This is a genomic window from Acinetobacter sp. CS-2 (assembly GCF_016599715.1).
GTDB lineage: Bacteria > Pseudomonadota > Gammaproteobacteria > Pseudomonadales > Moraxellaceae > Acinetobacter.
Map to the genome: position 1 here is coordinate 1821664 of NZ_CP067019.1, position 20194 is coordinate 1841857.

Sequence of the window (20194 nt, forward strand, 5' to 3'; positions counted from 1 at the left end):
AGAGAAGGTTAATAATATATCCTCTTATCTCCCTCTCCTAAATCCTCTCCCCAAGGGAGAGGACTTTAATGTGTTAAGCCCCTAACAAGCTTTGACCACACACACGAACCACGTTACCATTTAAACCTGTAGACGCTGAAGATGCAAATAATGCAATTGTTTCAGCAACATCAACCGGTAGACCGCCTTGACTCATTGAGTTCATACGGCGACCTGCTTCACGAATCGCAAATGGAATTGCCGCTGTCATTTGCGTTTCAATAAAGCCCGGTGCCACGGCATTAATGGTTACGCCATTTTTCAAAATAGGTGCCGTAAATTTCACCACACCAATCACGCCCGCTTTAGAAGCAGCATAGTTGGTTTGCCCTAAATTACCCGCACTACCTGAAATTGACGATATGCAAACAATACGACCATTGGCATTGAGACCTTCATTTTCAAGCAGGTAATCGTTTACACGCTCAATTGCAGACAAGTTAATGTTGATCACCAAATCCCAAAGCTCTGGTTTCATATTGGCCAAAGTTTTGTCACGGGTAATTCCGGCGTTGTGCACGATAATATCCAGACCGCCCTGCACCGCTGCAGCAGCCTTAATTTTTTCACCGGCATCCGCAGCCGTGATGTCAATTGCTAAAGTTGAACCGCCAATGGCACCCGCAACACGGTCCAGATCCGCCTGCTGTTGGGGGACGTCCAGGCAAATGACATGTGCGCCATCACGTGAAAGTACATGGGCAATTGCTTCACCAATCCCGCGGCTTGCACCAGTGACTACAGCTGTTTTACCAGCAAGAGGTTTGGCCCAGTCTACATCTATAACTTCTGCTTTAGAAACCCGAATGACTTGACCAGAAACATAAGCAGAACGCGGAGATAATGCAAAACGTACTGTAGATTCAAGGTTTGCTTCAGCACCTTGATCGACATAAATCAGGTTTGCCGCTATACCTTTCTTAAACTCTTTACCGACAGATTTTACAAAACCTTCAAGTGCACGTTGGGCAATCGCCTGTTTTACCGTTTTTGCAGTCTCAGGGCTAATCCCCACAACGATGACACGGCCTGAAGCCTGGATTTGGCGCGCAATCGGGTTAAAGAAGTTATAAAGTTCTTTTAGCTGTTCAGAGTTTTGGATACCAGATGCATCAAAAATGACTGCTTTAAATTTAGACTCTTTATCGCCCGGGTGAAAAGCACCCAGATTTAAACCTGTTTTTGCAGCTGCTTGCTGTAATTCAGAGTTGTTACCTGCGTAGCTATTGGCATGAATATTGGCCAGAACCTGTGCGATTGCACCAGATAATGTACTTGATGATGCAGCACCAAATAACACCGCCCCTTTCACTACAGGTGTCGCAGACTCAAAACGCTCTAAAAAAGTTGGCGATGGCAAGCCTAAATTTTTGATGACAAATTTACCAATAGGAGATTTTGCAAAGGTTTGGTATTGATCAGTCATGTTTATTATCTCTCATACAAATTAATTTTTGATGGTTTTGAAAATATCTTTTTAACTTCAATATGATGTCAAGCACTTATATTTCAATACATCCATCAGTTTCCATAGAATCATACTTGAGTTAAATTATAGATGTCTTGACCTGAATGCTTTGCCTAATGTCATTTTAGTCAATTCAGCTGTTTTTAGATTGTGTTAATGTACACGCCAAGAATACTGTAAAATGCTTGGAAAAGCCTGATGAGCAAAACAACTCAAGAAAATCCGGCAGTCGATAATTCTGCTACGGAAACTGTGTCAAAACCATCAAAAAGTACTGCGCGCACAACTAAAACTTCTGGCACGGCAGCCACGCCAGCAGATGCTGCGCCTAAAACATCCCGTACCCGTTCCACATCGGCACGTAGTAAAACTACAGCTTCAACGACAATAACACCTGAATCTACACCTCAAACGTCTGTTCAACAGGATAACACCATGAGCCAAAACACAGTTCGCCGCGTTGCAATTATCGGTGGTAACCGTATTCCTTTCGCCCGTTCAAACGGTGCTTACTTTACTGCTTCTAACAGCGACATGTTTACTGCAGCATTAAATGGTCTGATTGAGCGTTTTAATTTACAAGGTCAACGTTTAGGCGAGGTCGTTGCCGGCGCGGTTTTAAAACACAGTCGTGACTTTAACATGACCCGTGAGTGCGTGTTAAATACTGAACTTGCTCCAGAAACACCTGCTTACGATATTCAGCAAGCCTGTGGTACAGGCTTGCAAGCAGCATTCCAGATTGCCAACAAAATTGCACTGGGTCAAATTGAAGTGGGTATTGCGGGTGGTGTAGATACGACTTCTGATGCGCCAATTTCTTTCGGTGACGGTTTACGTAAGGCATTGCTTGAGCTAAACATCGCAAAAACAGCAAAAGACCGTTTAAAAGCGTTAACCAAAATTAATGTTAAAGACTTGATGGATGCTCCTAAAAACGGTGAGCCACGTACCGGTCTTTCTATGGGTGACCATCAGGCGATTACCGCACTTGAATGGGGTATTTCTCGTGAAGCACAGGACGAACTTGCAGCGTCATCTCACCAAAAAATGGCGGCTGCATACGAAGAAGGCTTCTTCGATGACTTGATCACACCCTTCCTGGGCTTGGAACGTGACAACAACTTACGTGCTGACTCATCTGTAGAAAAACTTGCAAAACTTAAACCAGCCTTTGGTAAAGGCGATGCGCGTACCATGACTGCGGGTAACTCGACTCCACTCACTGATGGTGCATCTTGTGTATTGTTAGCTTCTGAGGAATGGGCTAAAGCCAATAGTCACGAAATTTTAGCTTACTTAACATTCCAGGAAACTGCAGCAGTTGACTTTGTTGAGAAAAAAGAAGGCTTGTTGATGGCACCTGCTTATGCCGTTCCACGTATGCTCGAACGTGCTGGTCTTACCCTGCAAGATTTCGACTACTATGAAATTCATGAAGCATTTGCATCACAGGTTCTTTCTACCCTTAAGGCATGGGAAGACCCAAAATTCTGTAAAGAACGTTTAGGCCTGGATGCTCCCCTGGGTTCTATTGACCGTAGCAAATTGAATGTGAAAGGTTCATCTTTAGCAGCGGGTCACCCATTTGCTGCAACTGGCGGCCGTCTTATCGCTACTGCAGCAAAACTGATTCACCAAAAAGGTTCAGGCCGTGTTTTAGTGTCGATTTGTGCTGCGGGTGGTCAAGGTGTAACAGCAATTATTGAAAAATAATCTGAATCTTTGGTTCAGGAAAGCTCCTCGAGTGAGGGGCTTTTTTATTATCATCTTATTATTTGGCTATTTATATGCTCACTAATATCTTGAATACGCGAAAATACAAATAAGATGAGTATCTATCAAAAACCATGCATCAACCATGTTTTTTAAATCACAGATTTAAATCAGGCTGTAGATTTCACATGATGACTAATGTTCAATTTAGCTTCAATATAGTCATAACACCACTGGAAAATAAAAGTATAGACCAGAATACACAAAGTCATACTGAGGTCAGTCAAAATTGCCTGCCAAATTGACATCTCCAAAGCATAAGCCACCATTGGAATGGTGGCCAGCATCAAACCACCTTCAAAACCAATAGCATGTAAAATACGTACACCGACTGTTCTTTTCAGTTGACGTTTGGCTTCAAAGTTTTCAAAAAAATGATTGAAAGTCATATTCCAAATCACGGAAGTCACGGCCATTGCAACACCTAAGCTACCGGTCACCTCCATAGGCATTTCAAAAATAAAGCTTAACGCAATTGAAATGATCAGCAGCAGGATCGTTTCATAGCTTAGCGCATGGATTATCCTTCTTTTGGACATCAACATTTTAAAACTCTTTCATTTGGATGCAGACATTTTATTTTGATAATATTGATTAATCGAATTAGATTCTTTCAAAAGTTTTGATAAATGAATATTAATCAAGAACAGCTAATCATTTTTAAAACCGTGATTGAAAGCGGTTCATTTTCTGCGGCTGCCAGACAGCTCGGCAAAGTGCCTTCAGCAGTTAGTATGTCGATTGCCAACCTAGAAGTTGATCTCAATTTAACCCTCTTCACCCGTGCTGGCCGTGAGCCTGTACCGACCCCACAAGCGCTGACCTTGTATGAAAAAACCGAACAGCTCTTAATTGAAATTAACCAGTGGAAACAGCAGGCTTTTGCCCTGAGTCAAGGTCTGGAATCTGCTTTAAATATTGTGGTGGTATCTGAACTGTTGCACACAAAATGGATTGACTATATTTCATTGCTGGAAAAACAGTTTCCTGAACTGCAAATCAACATTTTTTCAGCGCCACAGGAAGATGCGTTGAAAATGCTGCTCAACCAGACTGCACAGTTAGCACTCATGTTTGAACGCGAACAGCTGGAAACGCGCGAACAGTTTGTTGAACTCAAGCGTGAGGCTCTGGTGCCGGTTACGGCTATTGATTCTCTATTAGCCAGATTTGAACAGGTGAGCTATGAGCAAATTCTGCAAAGCCGGCAAATTGTGGTGGCAAGTCGCGACCGCAGCATCAAGCCGGAATTGTTATTTTCAAAAAAATACTGGCGTACAGACAATCATTTATCTGCCTGTGCCATGATCCAGCAGGGTCTGGGATGGGGAGTTTTACCTTTAGAAATGCTAAACCAGAATCCGCATATTCAACAACAACTTAAGATTCTTAACTTTCTGGATTTCACCCCAAAATTTGAATATTTTGTTGATCTGGTCTGGAGTCGTGAAAGCCAGCTGGGTGCGGCTGCTCATTTTTTGATTAATCACATCCGAAATTCAAGAAAAAACATAAAATAGACAGGCCTTATACGCGCTTTTTACTTTGGATAACAGTAGATTGTGATATAACAAATAAACGGGAAATAACTTTAAGAACCAGACGACAATGACTCAATCAGCCTTAAATCAATTAAAAAACCTTACTACCATTGTTGCCGACAGTAGCGATTTTTCCGCAATCGAAAAATTTCGCCCTCTTGATGCAACAACAAATCCTTCACTGATTACAGCTGCAGCGAATCAGCCTGAAAATAAGGAACTGATTGAAGCTGCCTTTGAACAGGCGAAATCTGAAGGTTATAGCAACGATCTTCTGGTTGAACGTACCATCGATATCCTGACAGTCAAGTTTGGTGTGGAAATTCTAAAACTGATTCAAGGACGTGTTTCTACCGAAGTCGATGCAGCACTTTCTTACGATACTGAAGCCACCATTGCCAAAGCCAAAGAACTTCTGGAATTATATAAAACCTATGGGATCGATCAGAACCGTATCCTGATTAAAATTGCGTCAACCTGGGAAGGCATTCAGGCAGCCAAAGCATTAGAAGCTGAAGGCATTCATTGTAACTTGACCCTGTTATTCGGCTTGCATCAGGCTCAAGCCTGTGCGGACGCCAATGTCACCCTGATTTCACCTTTTGTCGGCCGTATTCTGGACTGGTATAAAAAAGCGGAAAATGTCGATCATTATCCAATTGATAAAGACCCGGGTGTACTTTCAGTCAAACAGATTTATCATTTCTACAAGCAGCATTGCATCAAAACAGAAGTAATGGGAGCAAGTTTCCGCAGTATAGATCAGGTACTTGGATTGGCTGGCTGTGATCTGCTTACCGTTTCTCCTAACCTTCTGGCAGAACTGGAACAGGATCAGCGTGAAGTGGTGGCCCAGCTTAGCAACGATCATACCCAAGCCCATTGCCAGCATCAGGTTGAGCCTTTAACCCAAGAAAGCTTTAAAGCTCAGATTGAAAAAGATTTAATGTCTTCTCAACTGTTACAAAGCGGCATTGACGGATTTATTAAAGCGCGTGAACAGTTAAATACCTTACTGCGCCAATCTTTCGGCCTGGATGCTGAAATTAAAGCTTAATTTATTCCTATCTTTCCCTAAAAAAAAGCCGATTTTGTTATAGTGAACAGGTCGGCTTTTTTGATGATTTGAGAGTATATTTTGTTCGGCATAACCGATCTTAGCACCTATATTATTGGCACTACCCTAATCGTATTACTACCCGGTCCAAATTCACTGTATGTGATGTCCATCGCTTCACGTTTCGGTATCAAAGCCGGCTATAAAAGTGCTTTTGGTGTCTATACCGGCGACCTGATTTTAATTCTACTGACAGCATTGGGTGCAGCCTCATTACTGCATGCTTTCCCTTGGGTATTTACCTTACTGAAGATTATTGGTGCAATTTACTTGAGTTATTTGGGCATAAAATTGCTGATTGCTGCCTATCACACTTGGAATATCCTGTATGCCACAACGCAAATAGCAACAGTAGAAAAAAATATTGAACAGCTGCAACCCTTTAAAACAGCATTAACCATCAGTATTTTAAACCCCAAAGCCATTTTATTTTATTTGTCTTTTTTTGTGCAGTTTGTCGATCCGGCCTATCCTTATCCGGCAATTACCTTTACTGCACTTGCAGTCATCTTGCAGATCATTAGCATGAGTTATTTAACCGTCCTGATTTTTTCCGGTGCAAAACTGGCATCTTATTTTACTTCACGTTATAAAGTAACGGCCTCATGTGTAGCAGCTGTGGGACTGTTATTTTGTGGTTTCGGGATTAAACTCGCGACCTCAACCCTGTAATTCTACGGTCTAAAGAAGCAAATTAAACCTATCAATAGCCTATAAATTAAGGCACAAATTTCTTTCCGCTTATCAACCACAGGCGTATGATTATTACACTTTTCAAATTTTAACAAATCCAGCACGCAAAGGATGTATGCACAAATTTCTCCAAGACTTTTCCGTTCCTGCGGTATTTGCAGGTTTCATTACCTTTCTGATTGGTATCAGTGTTTCGGCAGTTTTGGTCATTCAAGCTGCACAAATATTAGGGGCTACGCCAGAGCAAATTAGCTCCTGGTTTTGGGCACTCGGTTTAGGGATTGGACTGTCTGGTTTAATTTTGTCCTGGAAATTTAAATATCCGGTTGCCACGTCATGGTCCACTGCTGGACTGGCCCTGATTTTAGCCACTGGCAATGGTTATAGCTTGCATGAAGCCATCGGTGCATTTCTGGTCTGTGGTTTACTCAGTGCCATTTTAGGTTTTTCGGGTATTTTTCAGAAAATTTTATCTTATATTCCACAAAGCTTAACCAGTGCCATGTTGGCAGGCGTGTTACTCAAATTCGGCATTGCCCTGTTTGCCAGCATGCAAAATGACTGGGGCTTTATCATTTCATTGTTAGCGGCATATGTTCTGTCTAAACGCCTGTCTCCACGTTACAGCATCGTCATTACCGTGATTGCTGGACTTGTGCTCTGTCCAATGTTTATGCAGTTTCATCCTCCAGTTTTACAATGGAGTTTGGCGCAACCGGTATGGATTAGTCCTGAATTTAGCTGGTCGGCGATTTTTGGTTTAGCCCTACCATTATTCGTCATTAACATGGCATCACAATATTTACCCGGTATTGCCATGATCAAAAGCTATGGCTATCAGCCTCATGTCAATCAGCTGATTGGCTGGACCGGAGTTACCCAGACCATGCTGGCTCCATTTGGCTGTTACACGGTGAATATTGCAGCCATTAGTGCAGCCGTCAGTCTGGATGATCAGGTTCATCCTGACCCAGAGAAACGCTATATTGCCGGCATAAGCTGTGGATTTTTCTATATCTTGATGGGAGTTTTCGCAGCAACACTGACCAGTTTACTGATGTCTTTCCCAGCCATTTTTATTGTCGCGCTGGCAGGTATTGCCTTACTGGGTACCATTAGCCACAACATAGCTATCGCCTTTCAGGATGTCCGCGAACGAGAAGCCGCATTATTGACCTTTTTATTCAGCGCTTCAGGAATTCAGTTTTTTGGGATTGGTTCAGCCTTCTGGGGTTTAATTTTTGGTATTGTCGTATCCATTATATTCAAGTTTAAAGTAGTGCAATCCTGCAAATAATTTTTGCGGTTTATTAATCAGGCTATGCATATTCCAGCACAGGGTAAGCCAGGATCAGGTTTATAATTGTGTGCTTTACATGCAGGATGATAATTTTTTAATCTTCCTGCTTTAACCCTGCCCGATGAATTTAGAATACACAACCACCAGCAAACTCGGTCCCTGTTTGCCAGAATCTTCCGTTTTGAGCAAAAAGTGAGTTCTGTTCCTTCTAAAATAATAGCTAAACCCAGTAAGGGATCAGCTAACAAAACAGAATTCGGATCCTCTTTTGCTCAATTCACCTTAAAGTGCTATTTTGAATAATTTAAGGGCTGTCCCATTTTTAGATATGACCTGTCTAAAACGAAGCTACAAAGCTGAATCACTATATTTTTGAATAAACTGGATGGTTTGCTTAAATGTCTGCTGACTGGCCCTTTTACTCATCATAAACTGATATTCATGGACCAAAAACTCTTTAGATTCAGGATAAAAAACTTCAGTTACCGGTATCTTCTGATTAAGCAAAGCAGTTACAAAAGGGATAGACTGAGTCCTGGTCAAAAAATCCTTATTGCCGCCACTAATGAAAACAGGCGGATAATTCGCAGTTAAATATTGAATGGGAGAAATGCTTTTTAAGAAATCTGCATCATCTTTTTTATTGCCGGTATATGCCTGAACCAGATTAAACACTCCCCATTCGATCAGTTTTAATTCATCTGGAGCCGTTTTGATAAAGGCATTCATATCATAAATACCGCAATGCAGGATCAACCCTTTAATTTGCTCACGCTGGATTAACGGTGAAATCGCAGACTTTCGGGCAAAATCAGGATTACTGAGTAAAGCTGCATAATGACTGACTAAATTTGCACCTGCCGAGTCACCCGCCAGATACAGGTGCTGGGCATTAATATGATAAGCCTGAGCATGCTCGCTAATGAATTTTAGGGCCTGATTAATTTGCAACAGCTGCTCAGGATAAATCGTTTGCGGAGCAAATTGGTATTCGACTGAAACCACGTTATAGCCTTGATCTGCCAGACGTTTAAAGTAGCCTCGAGCATGTTGTTTAGAACCGGAAATCCAGCCACCGCCATGAATCCAGACCACCGTCGGCCGGTTTCCCAACTCTGCAATATCACGGGGTTGGTAAAGATCCAGATGCAGTGCCGGATTTTGCATATATCCAATATTGGTTTGAGCTAAAACTTCAGGAGCATGCCGATCAATAAACTTTTTTTGAACATTGGTCGAGGCATTAAATACACTGGCAATGACCTTGCTATTGCTTTGTATATTCTGACAAGCACTACTGGATAGTGCAGCAATGAGGCATACACTTAGACTAAAAGATTTCGAATACACAATTTGCCCTATCAACTTTTCCACAAAATTGAGAAAAATCATCATATTTTGCAGCATTTTAATGACTGTTTAAACATTTAGAAATACAGGCCCAAATGTTGAGTTTTAAACTCGGTTTTTGAATGTCACAGCGAATACAGTTATATTTATGATTTGTATATAATTTAATGAATTTTAAAACATTTTTTACAGAGTAAATTGATCAATTCAATACAATGTGCTATGTATAAACAATAGCTACATAATAAATGCTAAGGAATCATGCTTATGTCTTATCAAAATATTTTAGTCCCAGTTGATGGCTCAGAAATTTCTTTCTCTGCAGTTAAAAATGCAGCTCAAATTGCTAAAGCATTTTCCAGTCAGTTAACCTTGATCAGCCTGGTTACTGAAGACCCATTTTCTCAAGCAGATTTTTATTATCCATCTCCAATCATGAAAGAATATTTTGTGCAGGCTTATGCCAATGCCGAAAAAGCCCTAGAAAAAGCCAAAGCAATTGCCGCTGAAAATGGTGTCATTGCAACACCTCAAATCATTAAGGGCAATATTTCAGAAGAAGGTATTCTGGAAACTGCGGAAAAATTGAAAACTGACCTGATTGTGATGGGTTCGCATGGTCGTAAAGGTTTTCAAAAATTCCTTCTGGGCAGCTTTGCTCAGGATGTTCTAAAAACCACCAAGCTTCCTGTTTTAGTGGTCAAAGAATAAGTTTTTTAATGAGCCTCGCCATAGATGAAAAGGCTCATTTTATCAATTTTGGCAATTGGTAAAATGATCATCATAACTGATTATAAATCGCCATCACACTTATCCATTCAGCAATATTCATAAGGTAATTTCATGACTTATAAACATATTTTGGTTCCAGTAGATGAATCTCCTATTTCTTATGCCGCTGTTGAACAGGCTCTGGCTTTGGCCAAGCCTTTAAATTGCCAGGTCACCATTACCAGTGTGATTGCGGTTGATCCTTTTGTTGGAGTTGATTTTTATAAAGTCGCACCGGCAATTACCGATTACTTTATCGAAGCTGAAAAAAATGCACAGTTGAACCTGGCAGAAATCAAGCAATCTTTCATTCGTGATGGCATTGCGGTCGATACCAAAATCGTTCGGGGTGTATCACCTGCTGAAGGTATTATGCAGGTTGCCGATGAAGTGGGTGCCGATCTGATTATTATGGGCTCACATGGTCGTACCGGATTTAAAAAATTAGTGTTGGGAAGTGTGGCCCAAGAAGTCTTGACTCAGTCTCCTATTCCAGTACTGATTATGAAAGTCTAAGCAATAAAAAAGTCCCTGCAGCACAGGGACTTTTTTATATAAGCATATCTATCATGTGCTTCTGCTGCTGCCATCCATGCACTTGATCTCAAGCTGGTAAACTGAATGGGGAATATTTGCCAAAGAAACTGTTTTTAATCAGCATTGAAGTAACCTCAACACAGTTTATGTTTTGGAAATATGCTGATATAAATTTTGCAGGTAAATTTCTGCTTCAAGTTTGCTGGCAAAGTTTTTTTGATAGCTTCCCGTCGCCTGAATATTATTCGGTGTATATTCAATCAACACAGCAAAATTTCCGTCAGTCGCATTTTTTGAAACCCGAATTGCAATGATATGCTGAGAATTTAGGTAGAAACCATCTTCAATTTTAACTAACAAAACCAATCTCCAGTCTATTTAGTAAAATGACAGGCTAATGCAATCACAGTCTGTAAATGATAAAAGCTCACCTTAAGATGAGCTTTGACATGGCTATTTTAAGCCATAACAGTGATTTATTCGACACTTTTAAAGTAATCATGCAATATTAATTATGTCTTACTATTCAAGTATTCAACTAAGTCAATCTAAACATAAGCAGCATTTTCAGCCCGTACAATATTTGAAATATCAACAAAAAAGCCTTTTCTCAGTTTGCACCAAGAAAAGGCTTTTCATTATTAATGGATGCTCAGTTAGATACTCAACATACTATTCAAAGTTTCCGATACGTTTTTGGATTTCACTTGTGGCTTTAAGGCTTCCAGTGCATTTTTCACTTCTGTACGTTGTGGCTCTGCCAAGGTGTACCAGCGAGAAAGCACTTGTAATAAGCGTGAACCGACAATCGGGTTTTTCTCGTCCAGATATTTAGCCAGATCAATAAAGTGTTGCACACCAAAACTCCATGTATTGACCGGATTTGCATTTAAACCGCCACTTACCGAACGAATACGGTTGGGGTTCCCCAAATCATAGTCCGGATGTGAAGTCAGGTATTTGATGGTTTCTGCATTTGCTTTTGGATGCGCTGCCTGAACCATAAACCATTGATCTAACGACAAGGCTTCATCTTCAAAGCCGCTATAGAAGTCTGCTAAAGCTTCTTTGGCTTGTGGCGCATCATTCCAAACCAAGACTTTAAGTGCACCCAAACGTTCAGACATATTGCCCGTATGATACTGTTCATACGCTAAATCAAAGGCAGAGGCATCACCCTGACGTGCAATCATACCAAGCATGATGTTTCTGAGGGCACGTACACCCATCGCCTGAGAGAATTCGCTCTGATTATCCGGATCTAAGTCCAGGTAAGTCTGTTTACAGAATGCACCCAAGTCACGTGCCAATGTATCCAACAAAGCATTACGCTGTTCCTGAATTTTAGCAGGTTGATAATCGGTATCGATACGGCTACCCAAATAGCCTTCGGTCGGTACATCAAACAGACGTGAGGCCAAAAGTGGATCTTTTTTAATGACTTCAGGCAAAGTATGTTTCATAGCTTGAATATAAATATCAGCATCATGTTCTTCCAGAAAAATACGTTCCAGCAGGGTTTGAGTGGCCTGCCACTGGTTAAAACCATTGGTTTCATATTGCATCAAGAAGGCCAGTTCTTCATCTGAATAGTTGAATTCAAGATTGACCGGTGCAGAGAAATTACGCAGCAATGACACCACAGGTTTTGCCATCACGCCGCTAAATTCAATGCTTGCCTCATTTTGATCAAATAAATACACGCCATCTTTTACGCCATTTTCAAACAGTGCTTCAGATTTCAAGGTATATTGCTCACCTGTTTCTGCATTGAACAATGCCAAAGCCACAGGAATCGGAACTGCTTTGAGGTTAGGATATTTTGCATTCGCTTTTAAACTTTGTTTAAAGCTTAAGCGATAGGTTTGAGTTGCAGCATCATACTCGCCTGTGGCTTGCAATTTTGGCGTACCCGGCTGGTTATACCAGATCAGGAATGCCGATAAATCTACGCCTGAACCAGCAGTGAGTGCAGCCACCCAGTCCTCAACGGTTACTGCCTGACCGTCATGACGGCGGAAGTATTCGTCAGTCCCTTGGCGGAATTTTTCCTTGCCAAGTAAGGTCGACATCATACGGTTAATTTCCGCACCTTTTTCGTACACCGTTGCCGTATAGAAGTTGTTAATTTCGACAAAATGATCTGGACGTGGCGGATGCGATAATGGACCAGAATCTTCAGGGAACTGGTGGGCTTTAAGTACAGCTACATCATCAATACGTTGTACCGCTGCGGACTGTAAATCTTCCGAGAAAGACTGATCACGGAATACCGTCAAGCCTTCTTTCAGGCACAACTGGAACCAGTCACGGCAGGTAATCCGATTCCCGGTCCAATTATGGAAGTATTCATGGGCAATGACCGACTGTACTCGCATGATGGCAGCATCGGTGGTGTATTCTTCATCGGCAAGCACACAAGACGTATTGAAAATATTCAGACCTTTATTTTCCATGGCACCCATGTTAAAGGCACTGGTCGCCACAATCATGTAATTGTCCAGGTCATAGGGACGACCATAATGTTCCTCATCCCATTGCATTGAATGTTTCAGGGCTTCCATGGCAATGTGGCATTTTGGAATGTCTTTTTCTTCGGCATAAATTTCCAGCGAAACGTTCCGACCTTCAGAGGTCACATAAGAATCTTTTAGTACCGCCAAATCACCAATCACGCAGGCAAACAGATAGCTTGGTTTTTTGATCGGATCTTGCCAGATGGTATAGTGACGACCTTCACCAGCCTCACCAGCTTCCATCAGGTTACCATTGGCTAACAGTACCGGAAATTTTTTATCGGCTTCGACACGGGTAGTAAATACAGACAGTACATCCGGACGGTCTGGATAGAAGGTAATTTTACGGAAACCTTCAGGCTCGTTTTGCGTTACGAATAAATCACCACTGGCCTGATACAAACCTTCAAGCTGGGTATTGCTTTCCGGATGAATGATCACTTCTGTTTCCAGAATGACCTGATCTGGTGCATTGGCAATTACCAATTGTTCAGAATCGAGGGTGTAATCTGCAGCTGTCAGAAGTTTACCATTTAAGGTAATGGATTTTAATTCCAGATCACGGCCCAGCAGCACCAAATCCCCGGCAGTCTGACGCTTCATTACCAGGTTTGCATTGACCTGGGTATGATCTGTATAGACTCGAATATCTAAGTTGATTGAATCCACCAAAAAAGAAGGTTTTTGATAGTCTTTTAAATAAACTGTTTGGTCTGCTTCAACCACCGGGTTTGCCGCGATATTCATATAATGTCCTAATCCTGTCGTTCTTAAGCCAAGACTTTGTTGTTGTGAAACGCTTCGATCATACGACAACTTTCGCAATCTGTCTGTGCCATTGATTTAAGTCATATATGGGCATATTGCTGTCAGTTTTCAATTCAAGTTATGCACATTGGTACAATTAATTTCCCTATTGATGACTTAAGGTGCATAAAAGAAGCACATGCTACACATCATGCCGAGAATATGTCTTCACTTTCCACCCTATACTCCTGCGGCTCGGATAGCGCCTTTTTCATATATGTTTGTATAAATTTATTTTTTTCAGATTAAATAAAAAAACTTAACCCAAATTGACACTAATTTTCAAGATGACTACATTTTGAGCACGATTTTTGCTTGTATTCATCTGTGTAAAGCGCACTATAAAATTAAAACAAAACGAGAAGAGGTGTATTATGTATTTAAAAGACCATATTGTTCGTGTTGAAAATATCAAAACCATGCAAACACTTGATGCTGCCGGAATTGATCACAAAGTCATTGCCATGTTTTTGAGCTGTGAAGGTATTCCGATGCAATCGGCGGATATTTACGCAATTTTAAACAACTACGATGCTCTAGGAAGCAGAAAAGTTCCATCTAAAAAAGTTCAGGCCTTGATTAATGCAAAGCAGCTAGGCGAGGAGGATGAGTCTCTGCCTTGTCCTGCCTCTTATTAACCGAAAACTTACCTTCTCTGATGCCCCTATCCTTTCTTGTGGAGATGAAAGATCAGGTCTTCACCTCCACATATTTCAATGTATTGTAAAACTTAGGCTATTTTTCAGTATCCTACTTTCTGGCCAGCTTGTGCTTAGCGAATTATTTTCCATTCAGTACTATTCCATCACGTCCTGGCAAAAGACAGGTGTATAATCTCTGCAATGATTAACCCGACTTGTGATCGACCCATTCCATGCTTCTTCAAATTCTGCAAAAACAGCTCGATGAAAGTACATCATGTCCTTTATGTCAGGCATCCATGTTCTGGATAGAGGCTGAACAGTACGATCAAGCAATGAATTTTCATGAATGCAGCCACTGTCATCATCGCCTGTTTCAAGATGGACGTGGCAACTGCCACTGTGAAACATGTCTGTCCAAGCGTAAAAAAATGCTAGCTGAAACACGGCTTCAGGAACAGCGTAAGCTGAAGTCCAAAGAGAAAGATGCTGTTGAATACCGACTGGATCAAATCAGTTTTTTAAATAAATTGTTTTTACTCAGTATTCTGGATAATCAGGTTCAGGAACATACTACGCATTATGAATATATAGACTGGGAAAACATTAAATATCATTCCCTTACACCAAATTATCTGTTCCAGAATTATTTGATCAAGCAACTGGTAAAAGAACAGATCCTGATTGCCAAGGATTTTGCATCCGAAGCCCATCATTATTACGTCAATGTCCGTTTGGACGGTTATTCGGAACCGAGTCTGTTCAGTATTACCCAGCAACTGAGAAACTGGTTCTATGAAAATTTAACCTTGGGTGTGCCTTTTAAAAATGCCGATGAAGTCAAAAATACGCTTTATCTGGTGCTGTATCAGGAAATTATTCAGTTTGCCCAGTTTTATTGTCGGACTTGGGGCATTCAAATTGCAGGGAACAACAGCTTTCAGACCTTCTGCTATCGCCTGATGGATTCTCTGGCAGTAGGTCAAATCTACTATTTAGTACAAACTGCTTTAGAATATTTGCATCAGCAAAAAGCCCTACAAGCACGCAATGAAAATTTTATTAATACCAACTTGTTAAAGAAAACCTTACAGCAATATCGTGAACGTTCCGTGACTGAAAAATGGGAAACCTCCACCCTGCCCCGTCCACACAACATTCCTTTTAGCAAGATGAGCGAAATCCTGTTGTTCCGCTTTCTGGGCTATGATGAGAGTATTTTTTTCCAGCCCATCTGGAAATTATGGAAAAAAATTGAACCGCGATTAAGTTTTTATTCACAAAAACGCTGTATGTATTGTGGTTCTAATGAACTTACTGTCGATTATGATGCTGAAAATTATGTGACACTCTGCTGTCGAACCTGTAAGCATCAAGACCACTATTTTACCCAATAAAATTTCACCCACTACCACTAGATAGTGATTGATATGTCCAGTTTCTCCGACTCTACCCTGTACAATTCAAGGAATAATCCCATGAATCAAATGTCAACATTGGTCGAGCAGATTGTTGAAGCATGGACACAACTGCAAAACCGGCAGCCTTTGGTGCAATGTATTACTAACAGTGTTGCAGCAAATTATGCAGCCAATGTATTGCTGGCCGCAGGTGCCTCTCCGGCTATGATTGACAATCCGTTCGAAGCCGAAAGTTTTACCACGATTGCCGCTGCACTCAGTATTAATCTGGGTACACCAACCAATGAGCAGATGCAGGCCATGCAAATTTCTGCACAAACGGCGCAGCGTACCCATACCCCATGGGTGCTCGACCCAGTAGGTTATGGTCCTATTCTAAAATGGCGTTCGGATATGGTAGATAAATTACTGCAATATCATCCCACGGTCATTCGCGGTAATGCTTCAGAAATCAGTACGCTTGCAGGCAACCAGGTAGAATCCAAAGGCGTGGATAGCACTTTGGATAGTGCCGATGTCTATCATCAGGCTAAAGTACTGTTAGCCCATGCTGACTGTATTGCCATTTCTGGTGAATCCGATTTTATTTTGACTAAAGAGCTAGATGTCGTAATTCAGGTCAATGGCGGTTCTTATTTACAGCCCAAAGTCACTGCGACAGGTTGTGCACTGGGTGCATTAATCGCAGCTTATTGCGCTGTTACATCACCAACGATTGCGACGATTGCAGCCCATACCCATTTTGCCATTTCAGGAAAACTGGCCTTCGATCAAGCTCAAACGGTCGGACGGTTTAATGTGGCCTTTATGGATCAAATTCAAAGTTTAAATCCGGATTTAATCCAACAATATGCGGATCTTAAAATTCTTAGCCTTTAAGTTTAGTCTACATTCCTGTTACTAAGGTTGACCTGGTTCAGATTGTAATGACCGGGTCTGGGCTTATATCCATGCCAGTATCGGTATAAAAAAGTGAATGACGACGGAAATTTAATAGATTTTTCGACCTGTAAATAAATTAAATACCGTTTCCAAAATCGTTGGCAAATCCAATTTGCAGATACAAAGCAAACCCATGCCATCAAAATAGTCAGGTACATGCTGCATAAAAAAATTGATATGTGGCGTTGCCTTATTTCTTAGACGTTGAATGTGTTCAGGTGTCGTGTGGGGCATCACATAAGGATAGACAAAAATATCTTCACGACGTTTATGCACTTCCGATTTACGCTGCTGAATCATCTGTAGAATTTTTAAATATTCCTGTGGAATTTCTTTGTCTCTACGTGGAAAGAAATTTTGTGAACGAGACGCAAAATAAGTATAAATTTTGGGTTGTATAATGGTAGGTACAAACCATAATGGAATACCGGGATGTTTAATCCGGTGATTAATTGCAACCCGGATTGCGGTTTTAAGTGTCCTGTTACCTTTACGATAAGCAGGTAAAATACTGGCCCGGTAGCTCACCACAAAGATAGGATGCCCCTCTAGAGAAAGCTTAAGCACAGGAATAATATTTTGTCCGACCCGTGTATTTTTATGATAATAATGAACCACTAGAACTGAAACAGCATCCTGATCATAGACAAAATTATAAATTTCTTCTTCGCAAGAATCCGGAAAAATTTGTTGATCAAATTCACAGATCAGTTTAAAAAAACGATGCTTTTCTTCAGATGCAAGTTTTGCAAAATCGACTATCGTTTCTGTAATACGCATCAAATTGATCCAATTTTTTGATAACTATCAATTATTCCCGATTTCAGCTGACTTAAATATCACTAGAAATAGTGATTTAAACTACAGTTCCTCAGTTTTTTACCTGGCTACAATATTACGACGACAATCTATGTATATAAAAATACTACAAAGCATAATAAAAAAGCCCAATAGATCGAGTCCATTAGGCTTTTTCAATAGGGAAAAAAGAGTGATTAAAAGATATAAATCTCGAGTTTAAATCTTGAATTACCCTCTTTACTCAACTCTACTCGATCACACTCTCTAAGGATAGGTAATGAGTACAGACTTAATCCGGTTATCTTCCAGTTCAGTCACTTCAAAGTGAATACCGTGATATTCCAGTTGCGCCCCAAGACTGACTTTGCCATGAGTTTTCTCTAAAATCAGCCCCGCAAGACTGATATAACCCGCCTCTTCTTCAACTAAATCCAGCATGCCCAGCTCCAGTTCAAGCTGATACACATCAAGCATGCCAGAGGCTTTCCAGGTATGATCATCTATTTTCACCAGATCGAGCTGCTCATCAGCATCCGGAAACTCACCTGCAATCGCCTCAAATACATCCAGAGGAGAAATCAAACCTTGTACATTTCCAAACTCGTCACTGACTAATACCAATGAACCTTTCGAACTACGCAAAGTATTAATGGCATCAATCACTTTCATTTTTTCAAAAATATAAATCGGACGATGGCGTTTGATTAAAGCCTTGAGCTGTTCTGGCTCTTCAATGACATCAAGGAGTTCTTTGGCACGAACCACACTCAATACTTTATCCAGGCTACCACGACAAACCGGAAACAGGCTATGCGGTACAGCAAGTACCTGTTCACGAATCTGTTCAGCAGTGTCATCCAGATTCACCCATGAAATCTGGCTTCGAGGGGTCATGATCGAAGCAACTGACCTTTCTGCCAGGGTTAATACTCCACCGATCATATAACGCTCTTCATCGGCAAATGCTTCTTGAGCTTCGAAGTGTTGGGCACTGTCAGTGACCGTTTCCATTTTGCCGCCCATCATTTTCAAGATGGAATCTGCAGTACGGTGACGTAATGGAATTTTAGATTCATGTTTGGCTATATTACGTTGACCAAACTGGTTAAATGCTTCAATTGCAATGGCAACACCAATACCTGAATAGATATAACCTTTCGGAATATGAAAACCAAAACCTTCTGCAATCAGGCTAACACCAATCAGCAACAAGAAACTTAAGCACAGAATCACGACAGTCGGATGTCGGTTTACAAAAGCAGTTAACGATTTAGAAGCCAGCAACATCACAGCCATGGCAACAATCATGGCCACCATCATCACATAGATGTTGTCGACCATGCCGATTGCGGTAATCACCGAATCTAGAGAGAATACCGCGTCTAGCACTACAATTTGTGCAACAACTGCGGTAAAACTTGCATAAACAATACTAGTGGTAACTTTAACTTCAGGCTTGCCCTCAATTTTTTCATGCAGTTCAGTCACAGCTTTATAGACCAGGAATAAACCACCGAATAAAAGAATAAGATCTCGCCCTGAGAATGTCCAATCAAAGACGGTAATAAGCGGTTTAGTCAAAGTGACTAACCAAGAGATAGCAAACAATAAGCCCAAGCGCATGAATAAAGCGAGGGAAAGACCGACTACACGTGCTTTATCACGTTGTTCTGGAGGAAGTTTTTCGGCCAAAATGGCAATAAATACTAGGTTATCAATACCTAAAACAATTTCTAAAACAATAAGGGTAAGCAAACCAACCCAAATTCCCGGATCTAATAAAAACTCCATTAGTTTATATCTCCGTTTTCAAGAATTTGGTTAAAAAAAATTTAAACCGGCACGGCGACGGATCCATATAAGTGACCTTTTCAACAATAGATAAATTTATTATGCACAATCTATTAAATTTGTAATCAAATTTTTGTATTTTGAGCAGTTTCATCTTAGCCTGCCATGCAATTTAGCTTACTTTTGACGCTTTTATTTCGACCTCATCCGATTTTTAGATTAAGAAAATTAAGATTGATCCTTCAATGAATAAATTATTCAAAAAATATTATTAAACAATTATTTATTTAAAGACTTATTTAGAGGATTTACTTGTATACACAGGATTGACTTATTGTATGTACAATTCCAATGTCGAAAATATTTTATTAACAAGACCAGTTCCCCAGCCTTTTTCATTCGAATCAAGGATGATCAAGATTATTGAATTGAATAGATGATAGCTAAACTTAAGATAGGCAAGCTTCTAATTCTATTATTAAAATTTACAGGATAATGTGCAATGCCTCATAAATAAGATCATGCCCAGACATACAGCCCAAAAGTTTGAAATGCTTAAACCTGCCATTTTACAATACAATATTACCAGAACAACGTTATCTTCAGAACATATCAAAATCCTGAAATCCTCGTATATGTATTAAATTTCGTTCAAATTGTCGGATTTCGTCAAGACCAAGACA

Annotated in this window: 17 protein-coding genes; 10 read left to right on the forward strand and 7 right to left on the reverse strand. The window is 40.7% G+C overall.

Going from position 1 to position 20194, the window contains the following annotated elements:
• Positions 1–73: 73 nt before the first annotated feature.
• Complete coding sequence (locus tag JFY49_RS09045) at positions 74–1465, reverse strand: 3-oxoacyl-ACP reductase (protein WP_200222637.1); 1392 nt, start codon at positions 1463–1465, stop codon at positions 74–76.
• A gap of 240 nt (positions 1466–1705) precedes the next feature.
• On the opposite strand from JFY49_RS09045, the gene JFY49_RS09050 reads away from it, so the two are divergent.
• Entirely contained in the window at positions 1706–3223 is a 1518-nt protein-coding gene (locus JFY49_RS09050; protein ID WP_200222638.1) for an acetyl-CoA C-acetyltransferase, read from the forward strand.
• Positions 3224–3393: 170 nt separating this feature from the next.
• Here JFY49_RS09050 and aceI read toward each other — a convergent pair whose 3' ends face one another.
• Positions 3394–3828 (reverse strand): chlorhexidine efflux PACE transporter AceI, encoded by a 435-nt coding sequence (gene aceI / locus JFY49_RS09055; RefSeq protein ID WP_200222639.1) that lies wholly within the window; start codon positions 3826–3828, stop codon positions 3394–3396.
• Positions 3829–3912: 84 nt separating this feature from the next.
• Here aceI and JFY49_RS09060 point away from each other — a divergent pair, with 84 nt between their 5' ends.
• The 4 genes from JFY49_RS09060 (at position 3913) to JFY49_RS09075 (ending at position 7931) form a co-directional block, all read left to right on the forward strand.
• Positions 3913–4803 (forward strand): LysR family transcriptional regulator, encoded by an 891-nt coding sequence (locus tag JFY49_RS09060; protein ID WP_200222640.1) that lies wholly within the window; start codon positions 3913–3915, stop codon positions 4801–4803.
• Between the two features lie 88 nt (positions 4804–4891).
• Positions 4892–5881, forward strand: a complete 990-nt coding sequence (gene tal / locus JFY49_RS09065; protein WP_200222641.1) for a transaldolase — start codon at positions 4892–4894, stop codon at positions 5879–5881.
• Between the two features lie 81 nt (positions 5882–5962).
• Complete coding sequence (gene leuE / locus JFY49_RS09070) at positions 5963–6613, forward strand: leucine efflux protein LeuE (RefSeq protein WP_200222642.1); 651 nt, start codon at positions 5963–5965, stop codon at positions 6611–6613.
• A 136-nt stretch (positions 6614–6749) separates the two neighbouring features.
• On the forward strand, positions 6750–7931 hold the full coding sequence (locus JFY49_RS09075) for a benzoate/H(+) symporter BenE family transporter (RefSeq protein WP_200222643.1): 1182 nt from the start codon (positions 6750–6752) through the stop codon (positions 7929–7931).
• Between the two features lie 351 nt (positions 7932–8282).
• Here the strand turns inward: JFY49_RS09075 and JFY49_RS09080 are convergent, their stop codons facing one another.
• On the reverse strand, positions 8283–9326 hold the full coding sequence (locus tag JFY49_RS09080) for an alpha/beta hydrolase (RefSeq protein ID WP_200222644.1): 1044 nt from the start codon (positions 9324–9326) through the stop codon (positions 8283–8285).
• 225 nt (positions 9327–9551) lie between these two features.
• Between JFY49_RS09080 and JFY49_RS09085 the strand changes: the two genes are divergently transcribed.
• Together JFY49_RS09085 and JFY49_RS09090 are read left to right on the forward strand one after the other, a co-directional pair.
• On the forward strand, positions 9552–9995 hold the full coding sequence (locus JFY49_RS09085; RefSeq protein WP_166168925.1) for a universal stress protein: 444 nt from the start codon (positions 9552–9554) through the stop codon (positions 9993–9995).
• A gap of 132 nt (positions 9996–10127) precedes the next feature.
• Positions 10128–10571, forward strand: a complete 444-nt coding sequence (locus tag JFY49_RS09090) for a universal stress protein (protein WP_131274561.1) — start codon at positions 10128–10130, stop codon at positions 10569–10571.
• A 165-nt stretch (positions 10572–10736) separates the two neighbouring features.
• Here JFY49_RS09090 and JFY49_RS09095 read toward each other — a convergent pair whose 3' ends face one another.
• Positions 10737–10952, reverse strand: coding sequence for a hypothetical protein (locus JFY49_RS09095; RefSeq protein ID WP_200222645.1), 216 nt, complete (start codon positions 10950–10952; stop codon positions 10737–10739).
• Positions 10953–11248: 296 nt separating this feature from the next.
• Positions 11249–13855: an aminopeptidase N gene (gene pepN, locus JFY49_RS09100; RefSeq protein WP_200222646.1), complete on the reverse strand. Its 2607-nt coding sequence runs from the start codon at positions 13853–13855 to the stop codon at positions 11249–11251.
• 434 nt (positions 13856–14289) lie between these two features.
• Between pepN and JFY49_RS09105 the strand changes: the two genes are divergently transcribed.
• The 3 genes from JFY49_RS09105 (at position 14290) to thiM (ending at position 16856) form a co-directional block, all read left to right on the forward strand.
• On the forward strand, positions 14290–14553 hold the full coding sequence (locus JFY49_RS09105) for a hypothetical protein (RefSeq protein WP_086195451.1): 264 nt from the start codon (positions 14290–14292) through the stop codon (positions 14551–14553).
• Positions 14554–14789: 236 nt separating this feature from the next.
• Complete coding sequence (locus tag JFY49_RS09110; RefSeq protein WP_200222647.1) at positions 14790–15953, forward strand: hypothetical protein; 1164 nt, start codon at positions 14790–14792, stop codon at positions 15951–15953.
• Between the two features lie 81 nt (positions 15954–16034).
• Entirely contained in the window at positions 16035–16856 is an 822-nt protein-coding gene (gene thiM / locus JFY49_RS09115; RefSeq protein ID WP_180176129.1) for a hydroxyethylthiazole kinase, read from the forward strand.
• Positions 16857–16967: 111 nt separating this feature from the next.
• On the opposite strand, the gene JFY49_RS09120 is transcribed toward thiM, so the two are convergent.
• The gene (locus JFY49_RS09120; RefSeq protein WP_180176130.1) at positions 16968–17699 is read right to left on the reverse strand and encodes a hypothetical protein; all 732 of its coding nucleotides are present in this window, start codon (positions 17697–17699) and stop codon (positions 16968–16970) included.
• Between the two features lie 285 nt (positions 17700–17984).
• Positions 17985–19511, reverse strand: a complete 1527-nt coding sequence (locus tag JFY49_RS09125; RefSeq protein ID WP_200222648.1) for a TerC family protein — start codon at positions 19509–19511, stop codon at positions 17985–17987.
• Between the last annotated feature and the right edge of the window lie 683 nt (positions 19512–20194).